The 25,385-nt window shown below is 70.9% G+C and carries 21 protein-coding genes; 14 read left to right on the top strand and 7 right to left on the bottom strand.

The annotated features are described in order from the left end of the window. Positions 1-8: 8 nt before the first annotated feature. The gene (locus BLS95_RS10850; protein WP_090930774.1) at positions 9-914 is read left to right on the top strand and encodes a choline/ethanolamine kinase family protein; all 906 of its coding nucleotides are present in this window, start codon (positions 9-11) and stop codon (positions 912-914) included. Between the two features lie 5 nt (positions 915-919). After that, complete coding sequence (locus BLS95_RS10845) at positions 920-1,525, top strand: DUF4126 domain-containing protein (protein ID WP_090930773.1); 606 nt, start codon at positions 920-922, stop codon at positions 1,523-1,525. Here BLS95_RS10845 and BLS95_RS10840 read toward each other — a convergent pair. Then, positions 1,510-2,322: an alpha/beta fold hydrolase gene (locus tag BLS95_RS10840; protein WP_090930772.1), complete on the bottom strand. Its 813-nt coding sequence runs from the start codon at positions 2,320-2,322 to the stop codon at positions 1,510-1,512. The genes BLS95_RS10845 and BLS95_RS10840 overlap by 16 nt on opposite strands. 183 nt (positions 2,323-2,505) lie before the next feature. On the opposite strand from BLS95_RS10840, the gene BLS95_RS10835 reads away from it, so the two are divergent. After that, on the top strand, positions 2,506-3,111 hold the full coding sequence (locus BLS95_RS10835) for a hypothetical protein (RefSeq protein ID WP_090930771.1): 606 nt from the start codon (positions 2,506-2,508) through the stop codon (positions 3,109-3,111). A 58-nt stretch (positions 3,112-3,169) separates the two neighbouring features. After that, positions 3,170-3,745, top strand: coding sequence for a Uma2 family endonuclease (locus BLS95_RS10830; RefSeq protein ID WP_090930770.1), 576 nt, complete (start codon positions 3,170-3,172; stop codon positions 3,743-3,745). Here BLS95_RS10830 and BLS95_RS10825 read toward each other — a convergent pair. Next, on the bottom strand, positions 3,735-4,316 hold the full coding sequence (locus BLS95_RS10825) for a hypothetical protein (RefSeq protein WP_245764977.1): 582 nt from the start codon (positions 4,314-4,316) through the stop codon (positions 3,735-3,737). The two genes, BLS95_RS10830 and BLS95_RS10825, sit on opposite strands and share 11 nt — an antisense overlap. Positions 4,317-4,597: 281 nt before the next feature. On the opposite strand from BLS95_RS10825, the gene BLS95_RS10820 reads away from it, so the two are divergent. Beyond that, positions 4,598-5,473, top strand: a complete 876-nt coding sequence (locus tag BLS95_RS10820) for a serine protein kinase RIO (protein WP_090931024.1) — start codon at positions 4,598-4,600, stop codon at positions 5,471-5,473. An 894-nt stretch (positions 5,474-6,367) separates the two neighbouring features. Here the strand turns inward: BLS95_RS10820 and uvrB are convergent. Beyond that, positions 6,368-8,476 (bottom strand): excinuclease ABC subunit UvrB, encoded by a 2,109-nt coding sequence (gene uvrB / locus BLS95_RS10815; protein WP_090930769.1) that lies wholly within the window; start codon positions 8,474-8,476, stop codon positions 6,368-6,370. A gap of 35 nt (positions 8,477-8,511) precedes the next feature. Beyond that, positions 8,512-8,745: a helix-turn-helix transcriptional regulator gene (locus tag BLS95_RS10810; protein ID WP_090931023.1), complete on the bottom strand. Its 234-nt coding sequence runs from the start codon at positions 8,743-8,745 to the stop codon at positions 8,512-8,514. Positions 8,746-8,980: 235 nt separating this feature from the next. Here BLS95_RS10810 and BLS95_RS10805 point away from each other — a divergent pair, with 235 nt between their 5' ends. The 6 genes from BLS95_RS10805 to BLS95_RS10780 all read left to right on the top strand — a co-directional run bounded on the left by BLS95_RS10805 (position 8,981) and on the right by BLS95_RS10780 (position 15,316). After that, entirely contained in the window at positions 8,981-10,600 is a 1,620-nt protein-coding gene (locus BLS95_RS10805; RefSeq protein ID WP_176993124.1) for an SPFH domain-containing protein, read from the top strand. After that, entirely contained in the window at positions 10,600-11,844 is a 1,245-nt protein-coding gene (locus BLS95_RS10800) for an SPFH domain-containing protein (RefSeq protein WP_090930768.1), read from the top strand. Before BLS95_RS10805 ends, BLS95_RS10800 begins: the two co-directional genes overlap by 1 nt. An 11-nt stretch (positions 11,845-11,855) precedes the next feature. Further along, complete coding sequence (locus BLS95_RS10795) at positions 11,856-12,629, top strand: sporulation protein (RefSeq protein WP_090930767.1); 774 nt, start codon at positions 11,856-11,858, stop codon at positions 12,627-12,629. A gap of 178 nt (positions 12,630-12,807) precedes the next feature. Then, complete coding sequence (locus BLS95_RS10790; RefSeq protein ID WP_245764976.1) at positions 12,808-13,863, top strand: hypothetical protein; 1,056 nt, start codon at positions 12,808-12,810, stop codon at positions 13,861-13,863. Positions 13,864-13,872: 9 nt separating this feature from the next. Further along, positions 13,873-14,490: a hypothetical protein gene (locus BLS95_RS10785; RefSeq protein ID WP_090930766.1), complete on the top strand. Its 618-nt coding sequence runs from the start codon at positions 13,873-13,875 to the stop codon at positions 14,488-14,490. A gap of 10 nt (positions 14,491-14,500) precedes the next feature. Next, positions 14,501-15,316, top strand: a complete 816-nt coding sequence (locus BLS95_RS10780; protein ID WP_090930765.1) for an inositol monophosphatase family protein — start codon at positions 14,501-14,503, stop codon at positions 15,314-15,316. A 15-nt stretch (positions 15,317-15,331) separates the two neighbouring features. Here BLS95_RS10780 and BLS95_RS10775 read toward each other — a convergent pair whose 3' ends face one another. Further along, positions 15,332-16,504, bottom strand: a complete 1,173-nt coding sequence (locus BLS95_RS10775; protein ID WP_090931020.1) for an ArsB/NhaD family transporter — start codon at positions 16,502-16,504, stop codon at positions 15,332-15,334. A gap of 104 nt (positions 16,505-16,608) precedes the next feature. Between BLS95_RS10775 and BLS95_RS10770 the strand changes: the two genes are divergently transcribed. The 3 genes from BLS95_RS10770 to BLS95_RS10760 all read left to right on the top strand — a co-directional run bounded on the left by BLS95_RS10770 (position 16,609) and on the right by BLS95_RS10760 (position 23,910). Beyond that, positions 16,609-22,173: a WD40 domain-containing protein gene (locus BLS95_RS10770; RefSeq protein WP_090930764.1), complete on the top strand. Its 5,565-nt coding sequence runs from the start codon at positions 16,609-16,611 to the stop codon at positions 22,171-22,173. Between the two features lie 82 nt (positions 22,174-22,255). Then, positions 22,256-22,741 carry a SigE family RNA polymerase sigma factor gene (locus BLS95_RS10765; RefSeq protein WP_090930763.1) on the top strand — a complete coding sequence of 162 codons (486 nt, stop codon included), beginning with the start codon at positions 22,256-22,258 and terminating at the stop codon, positions 22,739-22,741. Further along, positions 22,738-23,910 carry a hypothetical protein gene (locus tag BLS95_RS10760; protein ID WP_090930762.1) on the top strand — a complete coding sequence of 391 codons (1,173 nt, stop codon included), beginning with the start codon at positions 22,738-22,740 and terminating at the stop codon, positions 23,908-23,910. Before BLS95_RS10765 ends, BLS95_RS10760 begins: the two co-directional genes overlap by 4 nt. Before the next feature lie 268 nt (positions 23,911-24,178). On the opposite strand, the gene coaE is transcribed toward BLS95_RS10760, so the two are convergent. Both coaE and BLS95_RS10750 read right to left on the bottom strand, forming a co-directional pair. Then, positions 24,179-24,781, bottom strand: a complete 603-nt coding sequence (coaE, locus tag BLS95_RS10755; RefSeq protein ID WP_090930761.1) for a dephospho-CoA kinase — start codon at positions 24,779-24,781, stop codon at positions 24,179-24,181. Between the two features lie 120 nt (positions 24,782-24,901). Then, positions 24,902-25,372: a GNAT family N-acetyltransferase gene (locus tag BLS95_RS10750; RefSeq protein ID WP_090931019.1), complete on the bottom strand. Its 471-nt coding sequence runs from the start codon at positions 25,370-25,372 to the stop codon at positions 24,902-24,904. Positions 25,373-25,385 lie beyond the last annotated feature (13 nt).

The following is a 25,385-nucleotide window of genomic DNA, read 5'->3' as shown; positions in this document are numbered from 1 at the left end:
CATCTACCATGGCCGTGCCCGAGGTCCTCGATCGCATCCCCCTGCTGTCCGGCCTGCCGCGTTCCGTGGAGGAGCTGCCGGGCGGGCTGACCAACCACAACTACAAGGTCACGACGCCGTCCGGCGAATACGTCGTACGCGTGTGGGCCAGCGACGGCGCTCTGCTGGCGATCGACAGGGACGCCGAGCACGCCAACTCGATCGCGGCGGCGCGGGCCGGGGTGGGCGCGCCGGTGCATGCCTACCTGCCCGAGCTCGGGGTGCTGGTGGTGGGGTTCCTGCCGGGGCGGACGTTCACGGAGGCCGATCTGCGGGACCCGGCGAACCTGCCGCGGGTGGCGGAGGCGTGCCGGCGGCTGCACGCGGGGCCGCGGTTCGTCCGGGATTTCGACATGTTCGAGGTGCAGCGGGGGTATTTGGCGATCGTTCAGGAGCGTGGATACCGACTTCCTGCGAAATATCTCGATTTCATGCCCGCCGTGGCAAAAATTCGGAAATGTCTGGAAAAAAGGGATGTTGGCACTGTTCCGTGTAACAACGACCTGCTGCCGGGGAACATCCTCGACGACGGCGGGCGCCTGCGACTGATCGACTACGAGTATTCCGGGAACAACGACGCCTGCTTCGAGCTGGGCAACGTCTGGAGCGAGTCGAACCTGCCCCTGGGGCACCTGGAGGAGCTGGTCACCGCCTACTACGGCCGCCACCTGCGGCACAAGATCGCCCGGGCCCGGCTGCTCGGCCTCATGTCCAAGTACGGCTGGACGCTCTGGGCCTCCATCCAGGACGGCGCGAACGAGAGCATCGACTTCGACTTCTGGTCGTGGGGGATGGAGAAGTACGAGCGGGCGGTGACCGAGTTCACCGGATCTGGTCTGGAACGCGTCATGGACGAGGCCGCACGGGCAGACTAGGAAACGTGATCGCCGCACTCACCGGGCTGGGCCTGTCCACCGCCGCCGGGTTGAACGCCTACATCCCGCTGCTGGTCGTGGGCGTGCTGGCCAACTTCACCGACGCCGTGCGCCTGCCCGACGGCTACTCGTGGCTGTCCAACTGGGGTGTGCTCGCGGTCCTCGCGGTGCTGCTGCTCGCCGAGACGGTCGTGGACAAGGTGCCCGCCCTGGACAGCATCAACGACACCATTCAGACCGTCGTGCGCCCGGCCTCCGGCGGTGTCGTCTTCTCCGCCACGAGCGCCGCCGCCGAGCTGGACAACTCCACATGGATGTCGGAGAACCCGTGGGCCGGGTGGGTGCTGGGCATCGTGCTGGCGCTGGCCGTACACGTGGTCAAGGCGGTGGCCCGGCCGATGATCAACGCGGGGACGGCGGGGGTGGGCGCGCCCGTCGTGAGCACGGTGGAGGACGCGGGCTCGCTGGGCATGAGCCTGCTCGCGGTGCTGGCGCCGGTGCTGGTGATCGTCGCGCTGCTGCTGTTCGCGGTGGGGGCGTGGTGGCTGATCAGGAAGGTACGCCGCTTCCGCGCCCGCAGACGGGCGGCCCGGGGTCAATCCCTGGCCTGACGCCCGATCGACCCCAGCCAGCCCCGCACAAGGTGCACGAACTCTGCCGGGCGCTCCTCGTGCAGCCGGTGGCCGGAGCCCTCCCAGCACACGACCTTGGACGCGCGGTCCTTCAGCAGGCCCGCCTCCCAGCTCGCCCGCTCGGGGTCGGACCAGATGGACAGCACGGGGCACCGCCGGCGGGCCAGGTAGTCGTCCCCGGCCGGGCGCACCCCGATGGCGCCGGGGGCGGTGAACATGGCCTCGAACGCCTCGGCGAGCACGTGCGGCGGCATGCCGTACAGGCGGCGTTTGTGCCAGCGCCTGATGACGGCGGGGGTGGCGGCGTTCGTGCACCACTCGTCGATCGACTCGGCGACGGCGTGGGCGTGCGGGCCGCGCAGGCCCGCGATCATCTCTGGGAAGAGGCGGGCGATCCCGTCCGTCATGCCGTAGCCGGGATCGACCGTGACCAGCGCGCGCACCTGCTCCGGGTGCTCCACGGCGACGAACGACACCACCTGGGCCCCCATCGAGTGCCCGACGGCGATCACCGGCGGGAGACCGAGACCGGCGATGAGGTGGTGGAGGTCCTCGGCCATCACGCGCGGCGTGTTACCGGTCTCGGGGACCGAGGAGTAGCCGTGGCCACGCAGGTCGGGGGCGATCACGCGGTGCTCGGCGGCGAGCGCGTCGATGTGCCACGACCACTGGTGCGAGTCCGTGCCCCAGCCGTGTACGAGCAGCAGCGGCGGTTCGCCGTCGCCGTCATCGGTGTAGAAGAGCCTGACATTTCCGGCTATATCCGCGTATGGCACCTGGGTTGTCGCTCCCTTCCGCGAACGTCCGCGCGGACCGGCCCGGCACGCCGTCTTCCCGTGCTCGATCCGCGACCATGTGAACTGAAACACAGCCCGCCACCTCGATCAAGTGCTTGCTTGGCTGTGCGCGCCAATACGGCTCCGGGCGACTATCCTCAAGGCATCAACCCCGCACAGGAGGTGTCGGAAATCAGCGAATTTCTGGTGATCGTGCTGGTGATTTTTGCCTTCCTCCTGCTGGCGGGTGCGGTGGGCATCTGGCTGCTCGTCAAACTGGGCAAGAAGGCGGCGGTCAAGGCCAAGCAGGCCACCGCCCGGATCACCACCCACGTCAACGCGATGGGCACGGGCGACGCCGCCGAGGTCGAACGCCTCCGGCTCGAAATGCGCCGCGAGCTGACCGTCACCCGTCAGGCCGTCGACCACGCCCTGCGCCAGGGCTGGGGCCTCGGCGACCTGCCCCAGCTCATGGCCGACCTGTCGGCGCAGGCCGACGTGCACGACGGGCAACTCGCGATGTACGCCCAGCAGCGCCGCATGTCCTCCTTCGCCGACCACGCCACGCTCGACCGGCTCAGGCAGCACCAGGCCAAGCTGACGGCGATGTGCGCCCGCATCCGCGCCGACCTGATGAGCGACCAGGTCCGGCACACGGCGACGGGCATCGACGATCTCAACGCCCGTACGGACCTGGAGATCGAGGCCCGCCGGCACGCCCCCGACCCCCTCGACCAGATCGACGAGCTCTACCGACGCACGATGGAGGAACGCAAAGACCTCTCTTGACCGCTACCGAACGTGGCAGAATGACCTCGCCGCGTGAGGTCGCTGAGGAGGCAGATTGATGACGATGGCCCTTCCTGAGTGGTTCTATCCCGGCCCTCCAGGCGGCTGGACCGCCGACATGCTCGATCACCTTCCCCCCGACGCGCCCCGGCACGTCGAACTGATCGATGGGTCGCTCATCATGACGTCCCCCCAGACCGGCTTCCACATGCTGGCGCTCCGCTTGTTCGAGCATTCGCTACGTCCGCCCAAAGGCCTCATGGCGGTTCGCGAGATGACGGTGACGCTGGGCATGCGCCAGCGACCGGAGCCGGATGTCCTTCTGGTCAAGAGGGCTGCCTTCAGCACGAAAGGCACCTCCTTCAAGCCCGAAGACGTGCACCTCGTCATCGAGGTGGTCTCGGAGGAATCCAGGGAGCGCGATCGAGCCACCAAGCCGATCAAATACTCCAACGCCGGCATCAGATACTTCTGGCGGGTCGAGCAGGAGGACGGCCAGCCCGTGGCCTACACGTTCGAGCTTGAGCCCTCGGTCAAGGTCTACGTTCCCACAGGCATCCACCGCAAGCGGCTGCAGACCTACATCGGATTCGATGTCGACATCGATCTCGACCTTGACCGGATCACGGATTGACCTCGGCCGTCCGGTCGTGGCCCCAGCCCCGGTAGATCGCCGCTGCGAGCTCGGCCTCCGTGGCGCCCTTGCCAGCCATGGCCTTGGTGGCCTGGGCCTGGGCGCGGGTGGGCAGGCCGCCCGCCAGGAGGACCGGCAGCGACAGCCGCCGCAGCAGCACCTCTGAATCCGAGATCCCGTACGGCCTGCGCGTCACGGCCACGTTGACCCGCAGCGCGTGCTCGTTACCCGGCGGGACGCCGGGCCGGTCGATCTCGACGGCCACGTAGCGGAAACCGTTCGCCTGGTTGCAGGTGGCGCACGTGGCGGGCCCCCTGCTCAGCCGGTCGCCGCATTCGACACAAGTAAGGCGGTCGTAGGCGGCGTCGACCACGCGCCAGGGGTGCTTGTCGGGCTCGTCGACGACCATCTCGGCGACGAGCCGCTCGTCGGGCAGCTCCGACGTGCCGAACTCGCGCTCCAGGAACGCCCGCCAGCCCTCCTCGACGATCCCGTCCACCCGCTCCGCGCATCGGGCGCATCCGGGGGCACCGGCCGGCTCCCAGTAACCGCAGTCGGGGCAACGTCGCATGCCCGCACCGTACTCGCGCGGCCGATTCCCCCGCATTCCGATATCCGCGTATCCCGCCAGCCCCGGGCCGGCTGTGGCTCGCGTTAATCGGTTGCGGCGACTTGGTGGCCCCCGGCATACTCGGGCGCTAGTTGATCGCTGCGGCGTGAAGGGAGGCTGAGACTGTGACGACGACTGTTCGCGTGCCGTTTTCCGCGTCCTCAGACCTTCCCACCGGGCCGCCGCCGACCTGATCGACGAACGCCGCGCCGGTGGGCCTCGATACCTGGAGCAATCCCACCGTGCCGAAGCACCCGCAACACCGCAGCCGTGGCAAGCATGCCCTCGACGCCGACGACATCGAATGGCTGGAGAGCACCCCGGAGACCGACGACGGGCCGCCCGAAGGTGACCGCTGGTCCACCTGGGACCAGAGCACCCCGACGGAGAAGGGCCCCCGACCGTACCCCGACTGGCTGGTCACCGAGCTGGCCGCCGTCGACACCGAGCACGGCGTGCTCAAGACCGGCAAGGAAGCCGACGTCCACCTGATCTCCCGGGGCGTGCCGGGCACGGACCGCGTGTGCCTGCTGGCCGCCAAGCGGTACCGCTCCTCCGATCACCGCATGTTCCACCGCGACTCCGGCTACCTGGAGGGCCGCCGGACCCGCGAAAGCCGGATGAACCGGGCCATGGCCAACCGCACCGCCTTCGGCCGGCAGGTGATCGCCGCCCAGTGGGCGGTGGCCGAGTTCACGGCGTTGTGCCGGCTGTGGGAGCTCGGGGTGCCGGTGCCGTACCCGGTGCAGATCGTCGGGACGGAGATCCTTCAGGAGTTCATCGGTACGCCGGACGGGTACGCGGCGCCCCGCCTGGCGCAGGTGACCGAGGACCTGGACGACCTGTGGGAGCAACTGGTGTCGGCCATGGTCACGCTGGCCAGGGAGGGATTGGCCCACGGGGACCTGTCGCCGTACAACCTGCTGGTCCACGACGGCAGGCTGGTGATCATCGACCTGCCGCAGATCGTGGACGTGATCGCCCACCCGGCGGGCCCGACATTCCTCGACCGCGACGCCCGCAACGTCGCCACCTGGTTCGCCGCCAAGGGCGTCCCCGCCACCGACCCGGACACCCTGTCCGCCCTGCTCCGCAAGGAGGCCGGCATGTCCCCGTGACCCCGCTCACGGACCCGCCCCCCCACACAAGCGCACAACCATCGGGGGCCACAACGTCCCGCTCTGGCCCCCGACAACGTCCCCACCAAAACCACACATCGCCGTCGTGCCACACGTCCCTCGGTAGGACCAAATGTCTCCCGCCGGACCAAATGACATCGACCAAGTCCCCTCGCCGGGCCAAGCGCTTCCAGCGGACCGAGCACCTCCCGCCCGACCGAGCGCCCCCGGCGGAGGGAGCACCTCCCGCGGGACCGAGCACCCCCGGCAGCCGAGCACCTTCGGACGGGCCGAGCGCGTTCGGACGAGCCGAGCACCTCCCGGCGGACCCAGCACCCCCCGCCAGAGGGAGCACCTCCCGCAGGACCGAGCACCCCCGGCAGCCGAGCACCTCCCGGCGGGAGAAACTTTCCCCACCCGCTCAGCGGGCATGCTCCGCATCCCAGCTCAGCCAAGCTGCGACACCCGCTTCGCGCAGGCCGTCACCCGCCCACACGACCTGCGCCAAGCCCGACATGCAGTTGTCGCGCAGGTCCGGCGACCCGCGCGACACCCCAGCGCACTGTCGCGAGGTCCGGCCACCCGCGCGACACCCCAGCGCACTGTCGCGAGGTCCGGCCACCCGCGCGACACCCCAGCGCACTGTCGCGAGGTCCGGCCACCCGCGACACTCCCGCGTACCGTCGTGCAGTTCCGGCGAGCCGCGCTACACGCCCGCGTACCGTCTTGCAGGGCCGGCCACCCGCGCCACACCCCCACACAGCCACATACGGACATACCGGTCGTACAGGTCTAGCGGCGGTCCGGTCGGCAGCCACACCAGCAAGCCACGCAGGCTGGCGGCGGGCGGCTCGACACCCGCCCCGGACAAGTCGTAGACGTCCGGCGGACGGTCTACTTGACGCCTGCCTCGCGCATGTCGCGCAGTTCGCGCTTCAGCTCCTTGATCTCGTCCCGCAGTCGTGCCGCCACCTCGAACTGCAGGTCGGCCGCCGCCTGGTGCATCTGCTCCGTCAGGGAGTCGATGAGGGACTCCATCTGTGCCCGGGGCATCTCGCCCGCGATGGCCTTGGCGTGCTGGCCGGCCGCCCGCCCGCCGAAGCCGGGCACCGGGGCCTTGCCGCGCGACTGCTGGCGCCCGCCGCCGAGGAGGCGGTCGGTGTCGGCGTCCTCGCGCTGCAGCGAGTCGAGGATGTCGGCGATCCGCTTGCGCAGCGGCTGCGGGTCGATGCCGTTGGCCTCGTTGTAGGCCATCTGCTTGGCCCGCCGCCGGTTGGTCTCGTCGATCGCCCGCTCCATCGACGGCGTGACCTTGTCGGCATACATGTGGACCTGGCCCGAGACGTTTCGGGCGGCGCGGCCGATGGTCTGGATCAGCGAGGTCTCCGAACGCAGGAAGCCCTCCTTGTCGGCGTCGAGGATGGACACCAGCGACACCTCGGGCAGGTCGAGGCCCTCCCGCAGCAGGTTGATGCCGACCAGCACGTCGAACTCGCCGGTCCGCAGCTCCCGCAGCAGCTCGATGCGGCGCAGCGTGTCGACCTCGCTGTGCAGGTAGCGGACCCGGATGCCGAGCTCCAGGAGGTAGTCGGTCAGGTCCTCGGACATCTTCTTCGTCAGCGTCGTCACCAGGACGCGCTCGTCCCGCTCCGCGCGCTCGCGGATCTCGTGGACCAGGTCGTCGATCTGCCCCTTGGTGGGCTTGACGACGATTTCCGGGTCGACCAGGCCGGTCGGGCGGATGACCTGCTCGACCACCTCGCCCTTGACCCGCCCCAGCTCATAGGGGCCGGGCGTGGCGGACAGGTAGACCGTCTGCCCGATGCGCTCCAGGAACTCCTCCCACTTCAGCGGCCGGTTGTCGAGCGCCGACGGCAGCCGGAACCCGTGGTCGACCAGCGTGCGCTTGCGGGAGGCGTCGCCTTCGTACATCGCGCCGATCTGCGGCACCGTCTGGTGGGACTCGTCGAGCACCAGCAGGAAGTCCTCGGGGAAGTAGTCGAGCAGCGTGTTGGGCGCGCTGCCCGCCTCCCGGCCGTCGAGGTGGCGCGAGTAGTTTTCGATGCCCGAGCAGGTGCCGATCTGCCGCATCATCTCGATGTCGTAGGTGGTGCGCATCCGCAGCCGCTGCGCCTCCAGCAGCTTGCCCTGGCGCTCCAGCTCCGCCAGCCGCTCGGACAGCTCCGCCTCGATGCCGGCCACGGCGGCGGCCATGCGCTGCTCGCCCGCGATGTAGTGGGAGGCCGGGAAGATGTAGAGCTCCTCGTCCTCGGTGATGACCTCGCCGGTCAGCGGATGCATGGTCGCGAGCTTCTCGATCTCGTCGCCGAACATCTCGATGCGTACGGCCAGCTCTTCGTATTTGGGGATGATCTCGATCGTGTCGCCGCGCACCCGGAACGTGCCCCGGGTGAAGGCCAGGTCGTTGCGCGTGTACTGCATGTCGACCAGGCGGCGCAGCAGCTGGTCGCGGTCGACGTCCATGCCGACGCGCAGCCGGGCCATGCGGTCGACGTATTCCTGCGGGGTGCCCAGGCCGTAGATGCACGACACCGAGGCCACCACGATCGTGTCGCGGCGGGTGAGCAGCGAGTTGGTGGCCGAGTGCCGCAGCCGCTCGACCTCGTCGTTGATCGAGGAGTCCTTCTCGATGTACGTGTCGCTCTGCGGGACGTATGCCTCAGGCTGGTAATAATCGTAATAAGAAACGAAATATTCGACAGCGTTGTTGGGCAGCATCTCCCGCAGCTCGTTGGCGAACTGGGCGGCCAGCGTCTTGTTGGGCTGCATGACCAGCGCCGGCCGCTGCAGCCGCTCGATCAGCCAGGCGATGCTGGCCGTCTTGCCGGTGCCGGTGGCGCCCAGCAGCACGCTGTCCTTCTCCCCGGCCTTGACGCGGCGCTCCAGCTCGGTGATGGCCGTCGGCTGGTCTCCGGACGGCGTCATCTCGGTGACGACCTCGAAGGGCGCCACCCTACGCTGCAAATCTGTGACCGGTCGCATGTTGCCACTGTAGGCGGCCCGACCGACAGAATCGGTCAGACCGTCCTCTCCCCGATCCGGGGGAAAGGGCTGGTGGAGAAGACGACCTCGACGGGAACCTCGAAATACCCCGCGATCCGCAACGCGAGGTAAAGGCTCGGGCTGTACTCGCCGCGCTCCAGATAGCCGACGGTCTGGTAGTGCACTCCCAGCGCCTCGGCCAGTTGCCTGCGGGTGACGTGCCGCTCCGCGCGTAGCAGCGCGATGCGGTTGTAGACGGTCTCGCTCATCACCGCATATCTTCTCAGCCGATCCACCACGGTGCCGATCGCGGCGCCGTCGCACGAGCGAGCCGCGCTCATGCCTGACCGTCGGCCTGCTCCCATCAATCCGCTAAGTAGCAGATCTGCTACATATGAGGCATGACTACTACAGGACGCAATAGACATGTGATGCCTATTGCAAGCGAAATGTAAGTCACACCCGATACGGTCTAAATCGCCTGTAGCGGAAAAGGAAGGTTCAATGTCACGACCCAGAGAGGCGCTGGTCCAGGCGGGTGCGGGCATAGCCCAGACGGTGGCCCGAGGGGGTGACGTACGGCAGGCGGTCGGGCAAGCGGTGGGGCAGGTGGTCGGCCAGGCGGGGCAACTGACCGGCCAGGCCCAGGACTTCAGGCTGAACCCGTACGACTTCGCCGCCGCCCGAGACGGCGGCGTCTCCGTCGGCACCCTCATCGAGGCCAGGTCGGCGTCGCTGAGCGAGGCGGGCGAGATCGTCAACCGCAGTTTCGCGGAGAACGGCATGCACGTCATCTCGCCGGTGGTGATCCCCAAGGGCGGCACCGCGAAGGTGGTGGTGCCGCTGGGCATCCTCGTGGTGCTCGGCCTCATCGGCGCACTCGGCAACGTCATCCCGAACACTGATCTGATCTTCGGGCCGCACTACTGGGTGGTGCTGGTCCTGGCCGCCGGGTTCCTGTGGTGGCGGCGCAGCGTGGTGATGGTGCCCGAGGGCTGCAAGGCTCTGATCACCCAGTTCGGCAAGCTGGTGCACATCGCGGATCCGGGCCGGGTGACGCTGTTCAACCCGTGGAAGCGGGTCAGCTACATCGTCAACACCACGCGCGAATACCCGTTCAACGCCCCCATCAGCGAGGCGCCGACCCAGCAGGGCGTCAAGGCGAGCGTGGACCTGTTCCTGCAGTTCAGGATCGAGAACCCGGCGGAGTTCATCTTCGTGCTCGGCTCGGTCAGCGGCTTCCAGTCCAAGCTCCAGAACGCCATCAGCGAGGTCACCCGGTCCCTCATCTACGCCCAGCGCGCCGAGGAGATCTACGACCTGGTGGGCGAGAGCACCCTGGGCATGCTGGAGAGCCTCAACCAGCAGTTCCTGCCCGCCGTACGGCTCACCGACGTGAACATCACCCACGCCGAGCCGTCCAGCCAGGAATACCGCATGGACCTGGCCGCCCCCGAGATGGTCCGCGTCGCCAAGGAGGCCTACACCTACGAGTACGAGCTCCAGCTCCGCAAGGAGCAGAACGAGGGCGACCTGATCAAGGAGCTGGCCGGGTTACAGGAGACGCTGAGCGCCATCCAGGCGGAGATCGCCGGTTACCAGGCCCGCATGGACACCGCCCTCGAACGCGCCACCCACCAGGCCACCGCGCAGGCCAGGCAGCGCCTGGTCGAGGCCGAGTCCACGGCCGACGCCAACGCCGCGCTGCTGCAGGCACAGGCGCTGGACATCCGGGCGCTGTCGGCCGCCGAGGCGCCCGAGATCCTCGACTACCGCTTCCAGCAGGACCTGCTCGCCAAGCTGGAGTCGGTCGCCACCAAACTGCCGCAGGTCGTACAGGTGGGCGAGGAGACCGACATCGACTTCCTGGCCCTGGCCCAGCAGCTCGTGGGCGGGAAGGGCGCGGAGCTGTACTCCGCCGAGGACATGTCCGCCATCCGCGCCCGGCTGGACGAGATCGGCGCGCGGGTGGAGAGCCGCGCGGACGAGATCGACGCCCTGCTCGCGAAGACCGCCGCCGACGTGAACGAGCCCCAGGAACCGCCGGAGCCCGACGCGGACCTGGAACGCACGGTCGAACGGCTGCTTCCCGGCGGCAAGCACCACTCACAAGGTGAGGTCTGATGACCAGAGAGTTCTCCAAGATCAAGGAATCGCTCGCCTCCTGGGGCGAGATCCGCCAGCTGCTGCGCGGTGGCGAACAGGGCCAGCTCGTCCCGGTGGTCATCCCCAAGGACCGGCGCGGGTTCACCTGGGTGGCGCTGGTGTTCCTGGCGCTCTACTTCGCCGGCATGGCGCTGCTGACCGACCTCACCCTCATCGGCGCGCTGGCGGCGCTGTTCTTCCTCGTGGTGGCGCTGGTCACGATGTGGCGCAAGGCCATCATCGAGATCGAGGAGGGCACCACCGGTGTGCGCAGCCGCTGGGGCGCCATCACCGGCACGCTCCCGCCCGGCCGCCACTACCTCTGGCTGCCGTGGGACCGGGTGGACGCGGTGGTCGACACCTCCACCGAGATCCCGTACTCGGCCCCCATCGTGGCCTGCCCCACGGCGGAGAACGTGCCGCTGAAGTCGATCGAGTTCTTCCTGAAGTTCCGCATCGTGGACCCGGTCGCGTTCGTCCGCACGATCGGCGCGGGCAACTTCGACCTGGTGCTCTCCAGCGCGGTCCAGGACGCGATCCGGCAGCGCAGCCGCCGGGTCAACACCGAACGCGCGTACGACCTGCGCGGCTCGGACGTGGGCGACATGCAGGACGCGCTCAACCGCCAGCTCGGCAGGTACGGCGTGCGCGTCACCGGCGCCAACATCCCCGACGTCCAGCTGCCCGACCAGTACCAGCAGCACCTGGCCACCCGGGAGAAGGTGGCCAAGGAGCTGTCGGCGTACGAGCGTGAGTGGGAGCTGACCCGCAAGCGCCGCATCGACACCCTGCTGATGGAGATCGAGCGCTCCAAGAAGACCCGTGACGCCCGCGTGGTCGAGGTCAAGGCCGCCCACAACAAGGCGCGCAAGGACGTGGCCCGCATGCTGGAGGAGCAGGAGACCGAGGCGCAGCGGGTGACCTGGGAGATCGAGGCGCGCGGCCGGGCCGAGCTGACCGCCGCCGAGAACGAGGCCAAGGCGCTGCGCCGGCTGGCCGAGTCGTACCGGGACAACCGGGCCGTGCTGCAGTACGAGCTGGCCCGCAGGCGCCTCGACGTGGGCGCCAGACTCGCGGAGAACGCGCCCCAGCCGCTGGTCGTACGCATCCAGCAGGGGCAGTCGGACTCCGCGCTCTCCACCCTCATCCTGGCCCAGTTGCTCCCCCGCATCTCGGCCGCAGCGAACGGCCCTGTCAACGGCCGCACCACACCTTCCGCATAGGAGAGAACCCCATGGTGTTCCGTAAGCTGATGGCCGCGTTCGGCGCGGGCGTCGAAGTAGACACGGTGCTGACGAACACGGGTGTCCGGCCCGGCGAGGCACTGCGTGGCGTCGTCCACTTCCGCGGCGGCAACTCCGACTACAAGGTCGAGGGCATCTACATCGACCTGACCGCGGTGGTCGAGGTCGAGTCGGGCGACAACGAGTACAAGACGACCTACAGCTTCCTGCGCCAGCAGGTCGCGGGGACGTTCCAGCTGGCCGCGGGCGCGCAGCACCAGCAGCCGTTCGAGATCGGAGTCCCGTGGGAGACCCCGATCAGCGCCATCGCCGGGCACCCGCTGCACGGGATGAAGCTCGGCGTGCAGACGGAGCTGGCGCTGGCGGGCGCGCTCGACAAGGGCGACCTGGACCCGCTGTTCGTCAGCCCGCTGCCGGTCCAGGAGCACGTGATCGGCGCGCTGGACCGGCTGGGCTTCCGGTTCAAGAAAGCCGACCTGGAACGCGGCACGCTGTACGGCTCGACGATGCCGTTCTTCCAGGAGATCGAGTACTACGCGGGCGGCCAGTGGCGGCGCCACTTCAACGAGCTGGAGCTGACCTTCATCGCCGGGCCCCGGCAGATGGACGTCATCCTGGAGGCCGACAAGCGGGGCGGCTTCCTGACCTCCAGCCACGACGCCTACAACCGCTTCACCATCCGCTACGACGACCCCCCGAACTCGGCGGACCAGGCTCTGCAGCGCGGCCTGGAGCAGATGGCCCGCCACCGCGGGTGGTTCTGAGCGGGTGCCGGGTGAGCACGGGCGGCGCCGGACGCCGCCCGCCTGCTCCAGGCTCCGAACCAGACGTGGAGCCAGGTTCTCCGGCACCTTCCGCCAGGTGATCGCTCCCTGGCAGTCGACCGGCCCGGTAGTTACCATGACCTCGGGAACTGACTGATCGTTCGACGGCGGGCGGGCAATGGCACGGTTCATCGCGGCGGTGAAGCGGGTCACGCCATGGGCGGCGCAGAACGCCGACGGCGCCATCGCCCTCGGGCTGGCCATCGTGGTGGGCGTGCTCGGCATCATGCCCGACGAGATCTTCGGCAAGCAGGGCGACCAGATCCAGAGCCAGCTGGTCAGCGCCGCCACCCTGGTGATCCTGGCGCTGGTGGCCACCGCGCTGCTGCGCGACCGGGCCAGGCAGGCCCCCGTCGAGGAGACGATCACCTCCGGGGCGCTGGCCGAGCTGCCCATGCGCCTGACGCGGCTGGAGGAGATCGAGACGCTGGTCACCGGCACCCGCAAGGCCCTCGACTCGCTCCAGCTCGTCCGGGTGCTCGGCAGCAAGCAGGAGATCACCCAGTCCCACGCCGAGGCCCGTCAGGACACCACCAGGTGGAGCTTCAAGGGCGGCACCGGAACCTACCTGCGCGCGGTCACCCTGCCCGAGTGCGTGGCCGCCGCCCGCCGGATCAAGCGCCACCTCACGATCCGGATCGAGATCATCGACCCGTCCAACCTCGAGGTCTGCGAGGCCTACGCCCGCTACCGCCGCTCGCTGTCCGACTCCCCCGACGCCACCGGGGAGACGTGGACGACCGACCGGGTCAGGAAGGAGTCGTACGCGACGATCCTGGCCGCCTTCTGGCACCGCCAGCGCTACGGCCTGCTCGACATCGGGGTGGGCCTGTCCTCGACGATGACCACGTTCCGCTGGGACCTGTCGGCCTCCCGCCTGATCATGACGGTGGAGGACCCGAACATGGCGATGACCGCCCTGGCCGGCACCTTCTACTACGAAAACTGCGACACCGAGCTGCGGCTGAGCTTCGAGCAGGCCCGGCGGGTGCCGCTGGAGATGTACAACCGGGTGCCGCTCGGCGACGAGCCCACCCTCGAAGAGGTGCAGGACCTGTTCGAGCGGATCGGGGTGCCCCTGCCCAGGTCCTACAACGGCCGCGACGTCGTCGACGTCGCCCGCAAGGCGCTGCGCGCCGTGGACCCGTACGGCGCGCCACCGGACGGGACGTGAGCACGGGCCATGAGCTACCAGGGTGTACGCGAGGTCCTGCGCGAGGGCGCGGCCCGGTCGTGGGCCCGCGACGTCCTGTCCAGGGACGGCCTGACCGCGGTGCGGCACCCGCTCGGATTCGTCTGCCTGCCGCTGGAGCGCGAGGGCGGCGACGGGGTATGCATCCATCTGTGGTCCGACTCGCTCGCGCACGCCGAGAGCACCACCTCGCAGATCCACTGCCATAGCTGGGACCTGGTGAGCCACGTGCTATATGGCCAGATGCGCAACGTGCACGCGGTGGTCACCGACGCCGGCGCGGACGCCACGCACCGGGTGTTCGAGGTGGTCAGCGGGGCCGACGGCGACCACATCTCGCCCACCCCCCGCACCGTGCGGCACGCCACCGGCCTGGTGGAGCTGTTCGGCCGCGGCGACACCTACACACTGGCCGCCGGCCGCTTCCACAGCAGCGTCGTCCCCGAGGGCGGCGAGGCGGCCACGATCGCGCTCGGCCGCGGCCGGGCGGGCAGCCGTGACCTGTCGCTCGGCCCGCTGGGCGCGGGCCCGCACCACGTGTCCAGGCAGCCGCTGGACGCCCGCGAGACCCAGCTGGCCGTCCGCATGATCGTCGCGCACCTGACCTGAGGGAGACCCGATGGACCTGGACCACGCCCGCGCGGTCGCCGTCGAAGCCGCCGAGGCCGCCGGAGCGCTGCTCCTGGAGGGCACGCGGGGGGCGCTGGGCGTCCGGGCCAAGGGCGACGCGGGCGACGTGGTGACCGATCTCGACCTGGCCTCGGAGAAGCTGCTGCTGGAGCGCATCCTGACGGCCTACCCGTCGCACTCGGTGATCGCGGAGGAGTCGGGGGTGGTCGAGGGCGCGGGCGGCGAGTGGACGTGGCTGGTCGACCCGCTGGACGGCACCAACAACGTGGCGATCGGCCTGCCCGCCTACGTGGTGGGCGTGGCGCTGTGCCGGGCCGGCCGCCCGGTGCTGGGCGTGGTGCACGATCCGGTCTCGGCCCGGACGCTGTCGGCGATCCGCGGCCGGGGCACGCTCTCCTGCCCGGCGGGCGCCTCGTCGGGCGTGCGCCTGGCGCCCTCGTACGAGCCCAGACCGCATGGCCCCCTGGTGGCCTGGACCCAGGGCTACGCCGTGGCCAGGGACGACGCGACCGGGCGGGTGCTGAGGTCGGCGCTGGAGCTCGGCGCCCGGCGGGTGCTGCAGCTGTGGGCGCCGCTGCTGGCGTGGGCGATGCTGGCCCGCGGCGCCATCGACGGCATCGTCGGCTACCGGGCCGAGGTGGTGGACCTGCCTGCGGGCGCGCTGCTCGCTCTGGAGGCCGGGATCGAGATCCGGGCGCTGGACGGGGGGCCGTTCGAGGAGGGCATCGACGGGACGGCGGAGGACCGCAGCTTCGTCGCCGCCCACCCGCGCGCCCTGCCCGAGCTGCTCGCCCTGCTGCGCTGAGGAAAGGCCCGGCCTTCAGCCGAACTCGACGAGCGCCCAGACCGTCGCCAGCACGCCCACGACGGCCAGGCCCGTGCCGGTGAGCAGGAAGCGGCGCATCGGCACCCGGACCTCGTGGCGGCGGCACGACTCGAACCACAGCAGCGTCGCCAGCGACGCCCACGGGGTGATGACCGGGCCGACGTTGGTGCCGACCAGCAGGGACAGCAGGTGGTCGCGCTGGTCGGCCGGGATGACGGTCTCGACGGCCTGGTAGGCGGGCAGGTTGTTGATCAGGTTGGACAGCCCGGCCCCGACGGCGGCGGTGCGGTAGGGGTCCTGCTCGGTGCCGATCATCCAGGTCATCAGGTCGGACAGGCCGTGCCTGCTGAGCGTGGGCACCACCAGGAACAGGCCGGTCACGAAGATCACCAGCTGCCACGGGATCAGGCTCCACGTCAGGCGCTCGCGGCCGCGCACCAGGAAGGCGACCACGACGATGGCGGCCGCGGCCGCGGCGGCGACCGCCACGTGCGCCTCGAACAGCAGCAGGGCGATGAACAGCAGGCACCCGGCCGAGGCGGCGGCGAACAGCACCCGGTCGGTGACCGGCTCCAGCACCGGCGGGGTGTAACGCAGGTCGCGCCGCTCGCCGCGGCGCCAGAAGAACACCCACAGGAACGCCATCGTCACCGCGATGGAGGCGATCTGCGGCGCCCACATGCGGGCGGCGAACTCCTGGGCGTCGAGGTCGATCTTCTGCATGCCCAGCAGGTTGGTCAGGTTGGAGACGGGCAGCAGCAGGCTCGCGGTGTTGGCCAGCCAGATGGTGGTCATGGCCAGGGGCAGGGCGGCGATGCGGGCGCGGGGGGCCAGGGCGAGCATGACCGGGGTGAGCAGCACCGCGGTGGTGTCCAGGTTAAGAAATATCGTGACAAGTGAGGCGAAGGCCGTACACAGGAAGAAAAGGGCGGTGTAGTTGCCGCGGCCGAGCACCGCCATCCGCGCCGCGATGGCGTCGAAGACCTGGGCCTCCTTGGTCAGCTCCGCCAGTACGATGATCGCGACCAGGAAGATCATCAGCGGGCCGATGTGGGTGAGGCTGTCGAGCGCGGCCTCCCACGGCAGCAGCCCGGTCGCCACGAAGAGCACCCCGAGCACGAGCAACCCGATCCTGACCAGGTCGAGCACGCCTAGACGCCGCCACACCCGACGATGATCGCACAGCCTGTTCTCCGCCTCCACCGCGGAGTCGGCTCGGTCGCCCGAGGCAGCGCCTCCAAAAGTGCGGTCCCGCACGGGATACTGGGCAGATGGCGCGTGACGGCAGGCCGACCCAGATCTTCGTGAGCTATTCCCCGGCCGACACGGCCTGGGCGACCTGGATCGCCTGGGAGCTCGAGGCCGCGGGCTACAGGACCATGATCCAGGCGTGGGACTTCGTGCCCGGCACCAACTTCATCGACTTCATGGACCGCGGGGTCAGCGAGGCCCAGCTCGTCGTGGCGGTGCTCTCGCGCAACTACCTGACCTCGCGTTACGGGCGGATGGAGTGGCAGGCGGCACTGCGGGCCGACCCCGACAACCCCTCCAACAAGCTGGTCACGATCCGGCTGGAGGACGTCCAGGTCGAGGGCCTGCTGTCCATGATCACCTGGGTCGACCTGCTCGGCGTCACCGACCCAGGCCAGGCCAGGGCGCTGTTGCTCGGCCGGGTCGGGGAGGCGATGGCGGGCCGGGCCAAGCCGGAGGCGGCGCCCGCGTTCCCCGACGGGTCCCGCGCGCCGGTGGCCGCGCCGACGCTGCCGCCGCCCAGCGGCGAGCGGGCCGGGGCCCGCCGGGCGCCCGTCACGGCGCCGAAGTTCCCGCCCGGGCAGGGCTCCGGCCAGGGGCGCGAGTCGATCAGCGTGCTGCACATCGGCGGCCCCCGCTTCGGCAGGGCGCTGCCCGATCCGGGCGAGCCGTTCACGCCCGAGGACATGCAGGCGCGGATCTGGGCGGACCTGACCGCCATGTACGACCGCGGCACGCCCCGCCCCGACCTCATGGTGGTGTCCGGCGACCTGACGGAGTCCGGCAGCCTGGGGCAGTTCGGGCAGGCGACGCGGTTCGTGACCGACCTGAGGCTGCTGCTCGGCCTGGAGCCGCACCGGCTGGTGCTGCTGCCGGGGCCGCGCGACGTCACCAAGGCCGCCGCGAGCGCCTACTTCATGACCTGCGAGGCCGACGACGTGAGCCCGCAGCCCCCCTACTGGCCCAAGTGGCGGCATTTCGCCGGGTTGTTCGGGGAGGTCTACCAGGGGCTGGACGACCGGGTGTTCGACGGCGGGCAGCCGTGGACCCTGTTCGAGGTGCCCGATCTGAAGGTGGTCGTGGCGGGGCTCAACTCGACGATGGCGATGAGCCATCTGGAACGGGACGCGTACGCGCTGCTCGGCGAGGCGCAGGCGGCCTGGTTCGCCGAGCGGCTGCGGCCCTACGAGGAGAGCGGGTGGCTGCGGCTGGGCGCGATCGGGCACCCGCCGGGCGAGCTGCGCGACGCGCCGACGTTCGAGCGGCTCCTCGCCCACCGGCTCGACCTACTCTTCCACGGCGGGTCCGGACAGGCGGCGGAGGGGCGCATCGCCGCGCCGCGGTCCGGGCGGCACCACGTGGTCGAGATCACCCCCGACGGGCTGCGCACCTGGGTGCCGGACGCCGGCGCGCCGGCACGGGTCCGGCGCCCGTGGCGGGGGCGGGCCACGTTCACCGGTGAGGTCCAGCGCGCCCCCGTGGCCGGACCGAAACCGGACGAGCGCGCCCCGACCCCGACCGAGCTGCTGCTCGACCGGATCACCGAGGTCTGCGAGGCCAGGCACGAGCGGGCCAAGATCCGCAGGTTCCCCGCCCACCTCGTGGTCACCCATCCCGAGGACGGGTTCGTCCGCCAGTTCATGATCGGCGCGCACGTGGGCGAGGTGACCGGCGAGGTCGCGGACGCCTTCCTCCGCCAGGCGCACGCCACCGGCCTGGCCGCCGAGCTGGTCTACCAGGGGACGCCCGCGCCCCGCGCGATCCGCGACGAGCTGGTGCGCAAGGGCCTGCGGTTGCGCAGCTTCACCGAGTTCCAGGGGCTGCTCGACCTGACCGGCTACGTCACCGAGCAGACCGCCAGGCTGACCACCGACCGGCGCTACCCACCCGGCCTGTACGTGCCCCAGCGCTACCGCGAGCTGGACCGGCCCGGCAACCAGGTCAAGCAGGGGCTGACCGACGAGCTGATGCGGCTGCTGGCCACCGACCACGGCCGGTTCCTGCTGCTGCTCGGCGACTTCGGCCACGGCAAGACGTTCGCGCTGCGCGAGCTGGCCCGGCGCATCCCGGCCGAGCTGCCGCACCTGACGCCGATCCTGATCGAGCTGCGCGCCCTGGACAAGGCGCACTCGGTGGACTCCCTCGTCGCGGCCCACCTGGCCGGCCACGGCGAGGAGTTCATCGACCTCAAGGCGTTCCGCTACCTGCTCAGGCAGGGGCGGATCGTGCTGCTGTTCGACGGGTTCGACGAGCTGGTGACCCGGCTGACCTACGACCGGGCGGCCGACCACCTGGCCACGCTGCTGGCGGCGGCCGAGGACAAGGCCAAGATCGTGGTGGCCAGCCGTACACAGCACTTCAAGTCGCACAGCCAGGTGCTGACCTCGCTCGGCGAGATGGTCGGGGTGCTGCCGCAGCGGCGGGTGCTCAGCGTCGAGGACTTCACGCACGACCAGATCCGCTCCTACCTGGCCAACCGGTTCGACAACGGCGACGAGGCCAGCGCGCGCATGTCGCTGATGGGGGAGATCAAGGACCTGCTGGCGCTGGCACAGAACCCGCGCATGCTGAGCTTCATCGCCGACCTCGACTCCGACCGCCTGCGTACGGTCGCCTCGGCCCGCCACACCATCAGCCCCGCCCTGCTCTACCAGGAGATCCTCAGCTCCTGGCTGGCCTTCGAGGAGCAGCGCGCCAAGGTGCCCGGCTCGCCCCCCGCGCTGAGCACCGACGAGCTGTGGCAGGCGGTGACCGCCCTCGCCCTGCGGCTGTGGGACACCGGGGAGTCGCTGCTGGGCGTGGACGAGCTGACCGAGATCGGCGAGACCCTGACCGACCTGGCCAGCGGGCAGCTCTCGGCCGCGCACACCGCGCACGCGATGGGCTCGGGCAGCCTGCTGGTGCGCACCGAGGAGGGCATGTTCGGGTTCATCCACGCCTCGGTGATGGAGTGGCTGATCGCCCGGCACATCGCCGCGGGCAATCCCGGCTGGTTGTCCCGCCGGCCGCTGTCGGCGCTGACCGTGGAGTTCCTGTGCGACCTGGCCGACATCCCGGCGCTGCGCGCGTGGGCGGCCGACCCGCCGGCCGACGACGTGGCCAGGGCGAACGCCGTCAAGATCGCCGCCCGGCTGCGCACCCCCGCCCGCGCCGACCTGCGCGGCGCCAACCTCAAGGGCGAGGACCTGTCGGCCAGGGACCTGCGGGAGGTCGACCTGACCGGCGCCGACCTGTCCGAGACCACACTGGCGGGCACCAACCTGTCCAGGGCGACCCTGCGCGGGGCCAAGCTGATCGGGGCCCGGCTGGACCGGGCCGACCTGACGGGGGCCGACCTCGGCGGCGCCGACCTGTCGGGCGCGCGGCTGGCCCAGGTGAACCTGAGCGACGTGGCCGCCGACGGCGCCCGCTGGCACCGGGCCTCGCTGATCAACGTGACCGGCACGCTGCCGCATCCCCACGGAGCCGCGGTGGTGCCCGGGCAGCCGGTCGAGGTCGAGTTCGCGCCGGCCGGGATCGGCGTCCCGTACGGCTACCACTTCCAGGTCAGCCGCCTGCCCGAGCCGATCGCCTACAGCCCCGACGGTGCCACGATCGCCATCGGCAACGAGGACGGCGGCGTGCTGCTGTGCGTCGGCGGCGCCCCCGTGCGCACCCTGCAGGGGCACCGGGGCCGCGTCTACGCCGTCACGTTCGCGGGCGACCTGCTGGCCACGGGCTCCAGCGACGGCGCCGTGCTGCTGTGGGACTCTCTCACCGGCGAGCTGCTGCGCAGGCTCACGGGTCACGCCGACGGCGTCTGGCCGGTGCGCCTGGACCCCACGGGCGAGCTGGTGGCGGCCGGCGGCGGTGACGGCGTGCTGCGCGTGTGGGAGACGGCCACCGGCCGGCCGGTCCACGAGCTGAGCGGGCACCAGGCGCCGATCTACACGGCGTCGTTCGGCCCCGCGGTGCTGGTGACGGGCGACGCGGCGGGCGTCGTACGCGTCTGGGACCTGCGCACCGGCCAGATGCGGACGACCCTCGACGGCCACCGCGGCAGCGTCTACCGGGCGCTGCACAGCCCCGACGGCCGGCTGCTGGCCACCGGCGACGAGGCGGGCACCATCCGGTTGTGGGACACCGCCACCTGGCGGCTGCTGCACACGCTCGACGGGCACGCCGGGAGCGTCTACTGCGTGGCGTTCTCGCCCGACGGCTCGCTGCTGGCCAGCGGCGACACGGCCGGCAGCGTACGCCTGTGGGACCCCTCGGGCGCGGCCCGTGGCGTGCACACCACCCACGCGGCGGCGGTCTACCAGGTGACGTTCAGCCCCGATGGGCAGGTGCTGGCCAGCGGCGACTCGGGCGGCGTGGTCAGGATCCAGCCGATCGGCGGCGGCACCCGGGTCGAGCTGGCCGGTCACCGCAGCTCGGTGTGGCCGTTCGCGTTCCGCCCCGACGGGCAGCAGCTCGCCACCAGCAGCAACGACGGCACCGTGCGGCTGTGGGACCCCGCCTCGGGCAAGTGCCAGCGGCTGCTGCGCGGCCACGGGCGGCGGATCACCTCGGTCAGGTTCAGCGCCGACGGGACGATGCTGGCCACCAGCGGCAACGACGGCGTCGTACGCGTCTGGGAGCCCCGCACCGGACGGCGGCTGCGCGAGTTCACCGGCACGGCCGACCGGCTGATCTCCGCCCAGTTCTCCCCCGCCGGTCCCGTGCTGGCCACCTCCAGCAACGACGGCGGCGTGCACTTCTGGAACGCCACCACCGGCGACTACGAGCGCGAGCTCAACGCCGAGACCGACCACGTCTGGGCCGAGGCGTTCAGCCCCGACGGCAACATGCTGGCCACGGCCAACGACGACGACAGCGTCCGGATCTGGTACCGCCCGACCGGGAGGCTGGCGGGCAACCTGACCGACCACCGCGGGCGGGTGCGCTCGATCGCCTTCAGCCCCGACGGCTCCTACGTGGCCACGGGCTGCGACGACCGGCTCGTCCGGCTGTGGCACGTCGACTCGGGCGGCCGGGTCGCCACCCTCGAAGGGCACACCGACCGGGTCTACTCGGTGGCCTTCTCCCCCTCGGGCAAACACCTGGCCAGCGCCGGCAGCGACGGCAGGGCTCTGGTGTGGGAGCTACGGCCGGGACAGCCCTGGCAGCCGCGCCTGGCGCACACGCTCGACCCGCGTGGCGGGCGGCTGTGGAGCGCGGCGTTCGACGCCTCCGGCGCCACGCTGGCCACCGGCGGCGACGACCGGCTGGTACGCGTATGGGACACCGCGACCGGGCAGCTGCGGCACGCGCTGGCCGGGCACGCCCGCCGGGTGTGGTCGGTCGCCTTCAGCCCCGCCGCCGACCTGCTGGCCAGCGCGGGCGACGACGGCGTGGTGATCCTCTGGGAGGGCGGCCAGCGGCGGGCCACACTGCTCGGGCTGGCCGAGGGCTGGGCGGCGCTGTCGCCTGACGGCCGCTACAAGGTGCAGGGGGAGGCCGGCGGGCAGTTCTGGCACGTGATCGGGATGTCGCGGTTCGAGCTGGGCGAGCTCGACCCCTACCTGCCCGGGGTGCGGCAGGTGCCGCTCGACTCGCCCTTCTGAGCGCCTTTTTTCTTGGAGATTCAACAGTCCGACCGGTGAAGCGCCTCTATCCCATGACAGAACCGTGGAAAGGCAGAGCTCATTGGATGAGCGCTTCGAGGACTTCGTAGCGGAGCGGGCGGACGCCCTGCTGCGCTATGGCTACCTCCTCAGCGGCAACCCGCATGACGCGGCCGACCTCACGCAGGAGGCGCTGGTCCGGCTGCACCGCGCCTGGCCGCGCGTACGCCAGAAACAGGCGCCGGAGGCGTACACCCGGATGATCATGGCCAGGCTGCACATCAGGACGTGGCGCCTGCGCAGACGGGAGCGGCTCGACTGGGCGCTCCCCGACACGGCGCGGACCGACCGGCCGCCCTCGGACGACGGCCTCTGGCCGGCGCTGGCCGGCCTGCCGAAGAAACAACGTGCCGTGCTGGTGCTGCGCTACTACGAGGACCTCTCGGACGAGGAGATCGCCGCCGTGCTCGGCGTCTCACGCGGAACCGTGCGCAGCCACGCGTCGCTCGGCCTGGCCAAACTCCGCACCATCCTGCCCAACCCCACCGCGAAGGGGAGTGCCACATGACCGACGAGCTGGAATCGTATCTGCGCACGAGGCTCGCGAACGCCGCCGAGCGTGCCCCGAAGGCGCCGCCGCGCTTCCCCGACACCGTGGTCTCGATCTCGAACCGGCGCAGGACGACCAGGAACGCGCTGGTGGCGGGCGTCTGTGTCGCGGCGATCGCCGTCCCGGTCAGTCTGGTGGCCACGCGCGGCACCGAACGCGCCGACGTCGCCACCGGCACCATCGCCCCCAGCCCCGCCGCCACCATGAGGTTCCCGCACAAGGACTACACGGGCGAGAAGTTCCGGATCGGCGAGGCCCTGCGGCTCAACGATCCGTCCGAGAACCGGCCGATCTCACTCTGGTACGCAAGGACCGACGAGGGCACGGCCCTGTGCGTACAGACGACGAACAGGACCGGTGCCGGCGCGACGGGGTGCCGCCGGCCCCTCGGCACCGAGGTGGCGACCCAGCAGGGCTCCACCGGAGGCTTCCCCGAACCGGCCACCGGGCAGGTGATGTACTTCGGCACGGCACGGGACGACGTCGCCGGAGTCACCGCCGTCACCGGTTCCGGCCCGGTCTCCGGAACGATCCACCAGCTCAAGGGCGCCCCGCAGGGCATCTGGACCGTCACCGTCCCCTCGGCGGAGAAGGTGACGGCGTTCGAGTTCACCGGGCAGGGGGGCGAGAGGATCACGCAGGTCCAGCCGCAGCCCTTCATCGTCCCCGAGGCCACCGCCGAGCCGGTGGGCCGGACGCTGAAGATGCCGGGCGAACTGGTCGTGGGCCTGTACGAAGTGCCGGACAAGACCCTGATCTGGAAGCTGGACGGGAAGGCCGTCGGCCGCACGCACGCGCTCTCACCCGGAGGCGCGGTGCTTGACCGGGGCGGCCCCGACAAACCGTTGATCGACATGGACGGCAAGCCGATGAGCGCGGAACTGGGCGACCACAAGGAGCACTGGTTCGGCATCGCGAGCAGCAGGACCGCCAGGGTGGAGCTCGTCTTCCCCGACGGCACGGTCGCGAAGGCCACCACCAGGCCGGATCCGTGGAAGATCGGCGGCTTCCGCCTGTTCGCGGGGACGCAGCGGCACAGCGAGGACATGTACCGCGACGGCTTCCGGCTCATCGGCTACGACAAGGACGGCACCGAGGTCTGGTCCGAGGAGCACGGCCCGCAGTGATCCCTGCTCCCTCCGCCGCCGGTCGATCACCCCCACGACCGGCGGCGGAGGCCGCACTTGCCGGGAGGGTTTGCGGAGGTCACACCTGCCTCCGGGGCGGACGGAGGTCACACCTGCCTCGGGGGTGGGCGGAGCGGAGGTCACCTGCCTCGCGGGCGGGCGGAGGTCGTGGGGGGCGGAGGTCGTGGGGGGCGGAGGGCGTGCGGGGCGGAGGGCGTGCCTGCCGCGGGGGTGGGGGTGCGGCGGGCCGCGCGCTCGGACGCCGCCGTCAGATGCGGGCCGCGCGCCGCTCCAGCTCGTCCCACACCTCGGCCACCCGGTCGTCCAGCTCCGCCAGCGAGCCCTCGTTCGGGATCACGAGGTCGGCCACCGCCAGCCGGTCCTCCCGGCGGGCCTGGGCGGCGATGCGGGCCTCGGCGGCGGCCTCCGGCATGCCCCGGTGCTCGGCCAGCCTGCGGATGCGCACCTCGTCGGCGGCGTCCACGACGATCACCACGTCGTACATCGGGGCCAGGTTGTTCTCCACCAGCAGGGGCACGTCGTAGACCAGGATGGCGTCAGCTGCGGCCTGCCCCTGCAGCTCGGCCACCCGCTCCCCCACCAGCGGATGCACGATCCCGTTGAGCGCCGCGAGCCTGTCGGAGTCGGCGAACACGATGGAGCCGAGCTTCTCCCTGTCGAGCGAGCCGTCCGGGCGGAGCACCTCCTCCCCGAACACGGCCACCACCCGCGCCAGGCCGGGCGTGCCAGGCTCGACCACCTCGCGAGCGATCTTGTCGGCGTCGACCACCACGGCGCCCCGATCGGCCAGCCGCCTGGACACCTCGCTCTTGCCCGATCCGATCCCGCCCGTGAGCCCAATCTTCAACACGGCAGCAGCCTACGGGGTCATTGCCGAAACATGACGACCAGGATCGTACGGGCCGCGCATGAGCAGGCCGCCGCAGCCAGGGCCGACCGGCTGGGGACGACTGGCCGGCCCGCGCCGTGATCAGCGCGGAGGAGGGGATCCATCCGGCCGCCTGCGCAGGTGGATCAGCGTCAGGTGGTCGTCCATCCGCTCGCGATGCGTCTCCCGGTAGCCCAGGCGGCGATAGAACCGCAGGTTGCCCTCCGACAGGTGCCCCGTGAACAGGTCGAACGCCTCCGCCTCCGGCACGGCCTCGTGCAGGGCCCGCAGCAGCGCGGTGCCGAGCCCCTGACCCTGCCGGTCGGGAGCCACGACGAGCCGGCCGACCAGGCACGTGGTGCCGGACACCCGGCCGCGCACCGCTCCGACGATCCGGCTCCCGTCGAGCGCCTTGAGCACGACGGCGGTCTCGACGATCTTGCGGACCTGCTCCAGGGACTCGACGAGCGGCGGAATGTAGGGGTCGCCGTAGAGCTGCGCCTCGGCCACGTAGGCCGCCCGTTGCAGAGTGAGGATCTCGCCCGCGTCCGCCGCCACCGCCCGCTCGATCATCACGGGCAGCACC

The organism is Nonomuraea jiangxiensis, from assembly GCF_900099965.1.
GTDB classification, from domain to species: Bacteria; Actinomycetota; Actinomycetes; order Streptosporangiales; family Streptosporangiaceae; genus Nonomuraea; species Nonomuraea jiangxiensis.
Note: the sequence above shows the minus strand (reverse complement) of the source record. Positions and strands in the feature narration are given on the sequence as shown.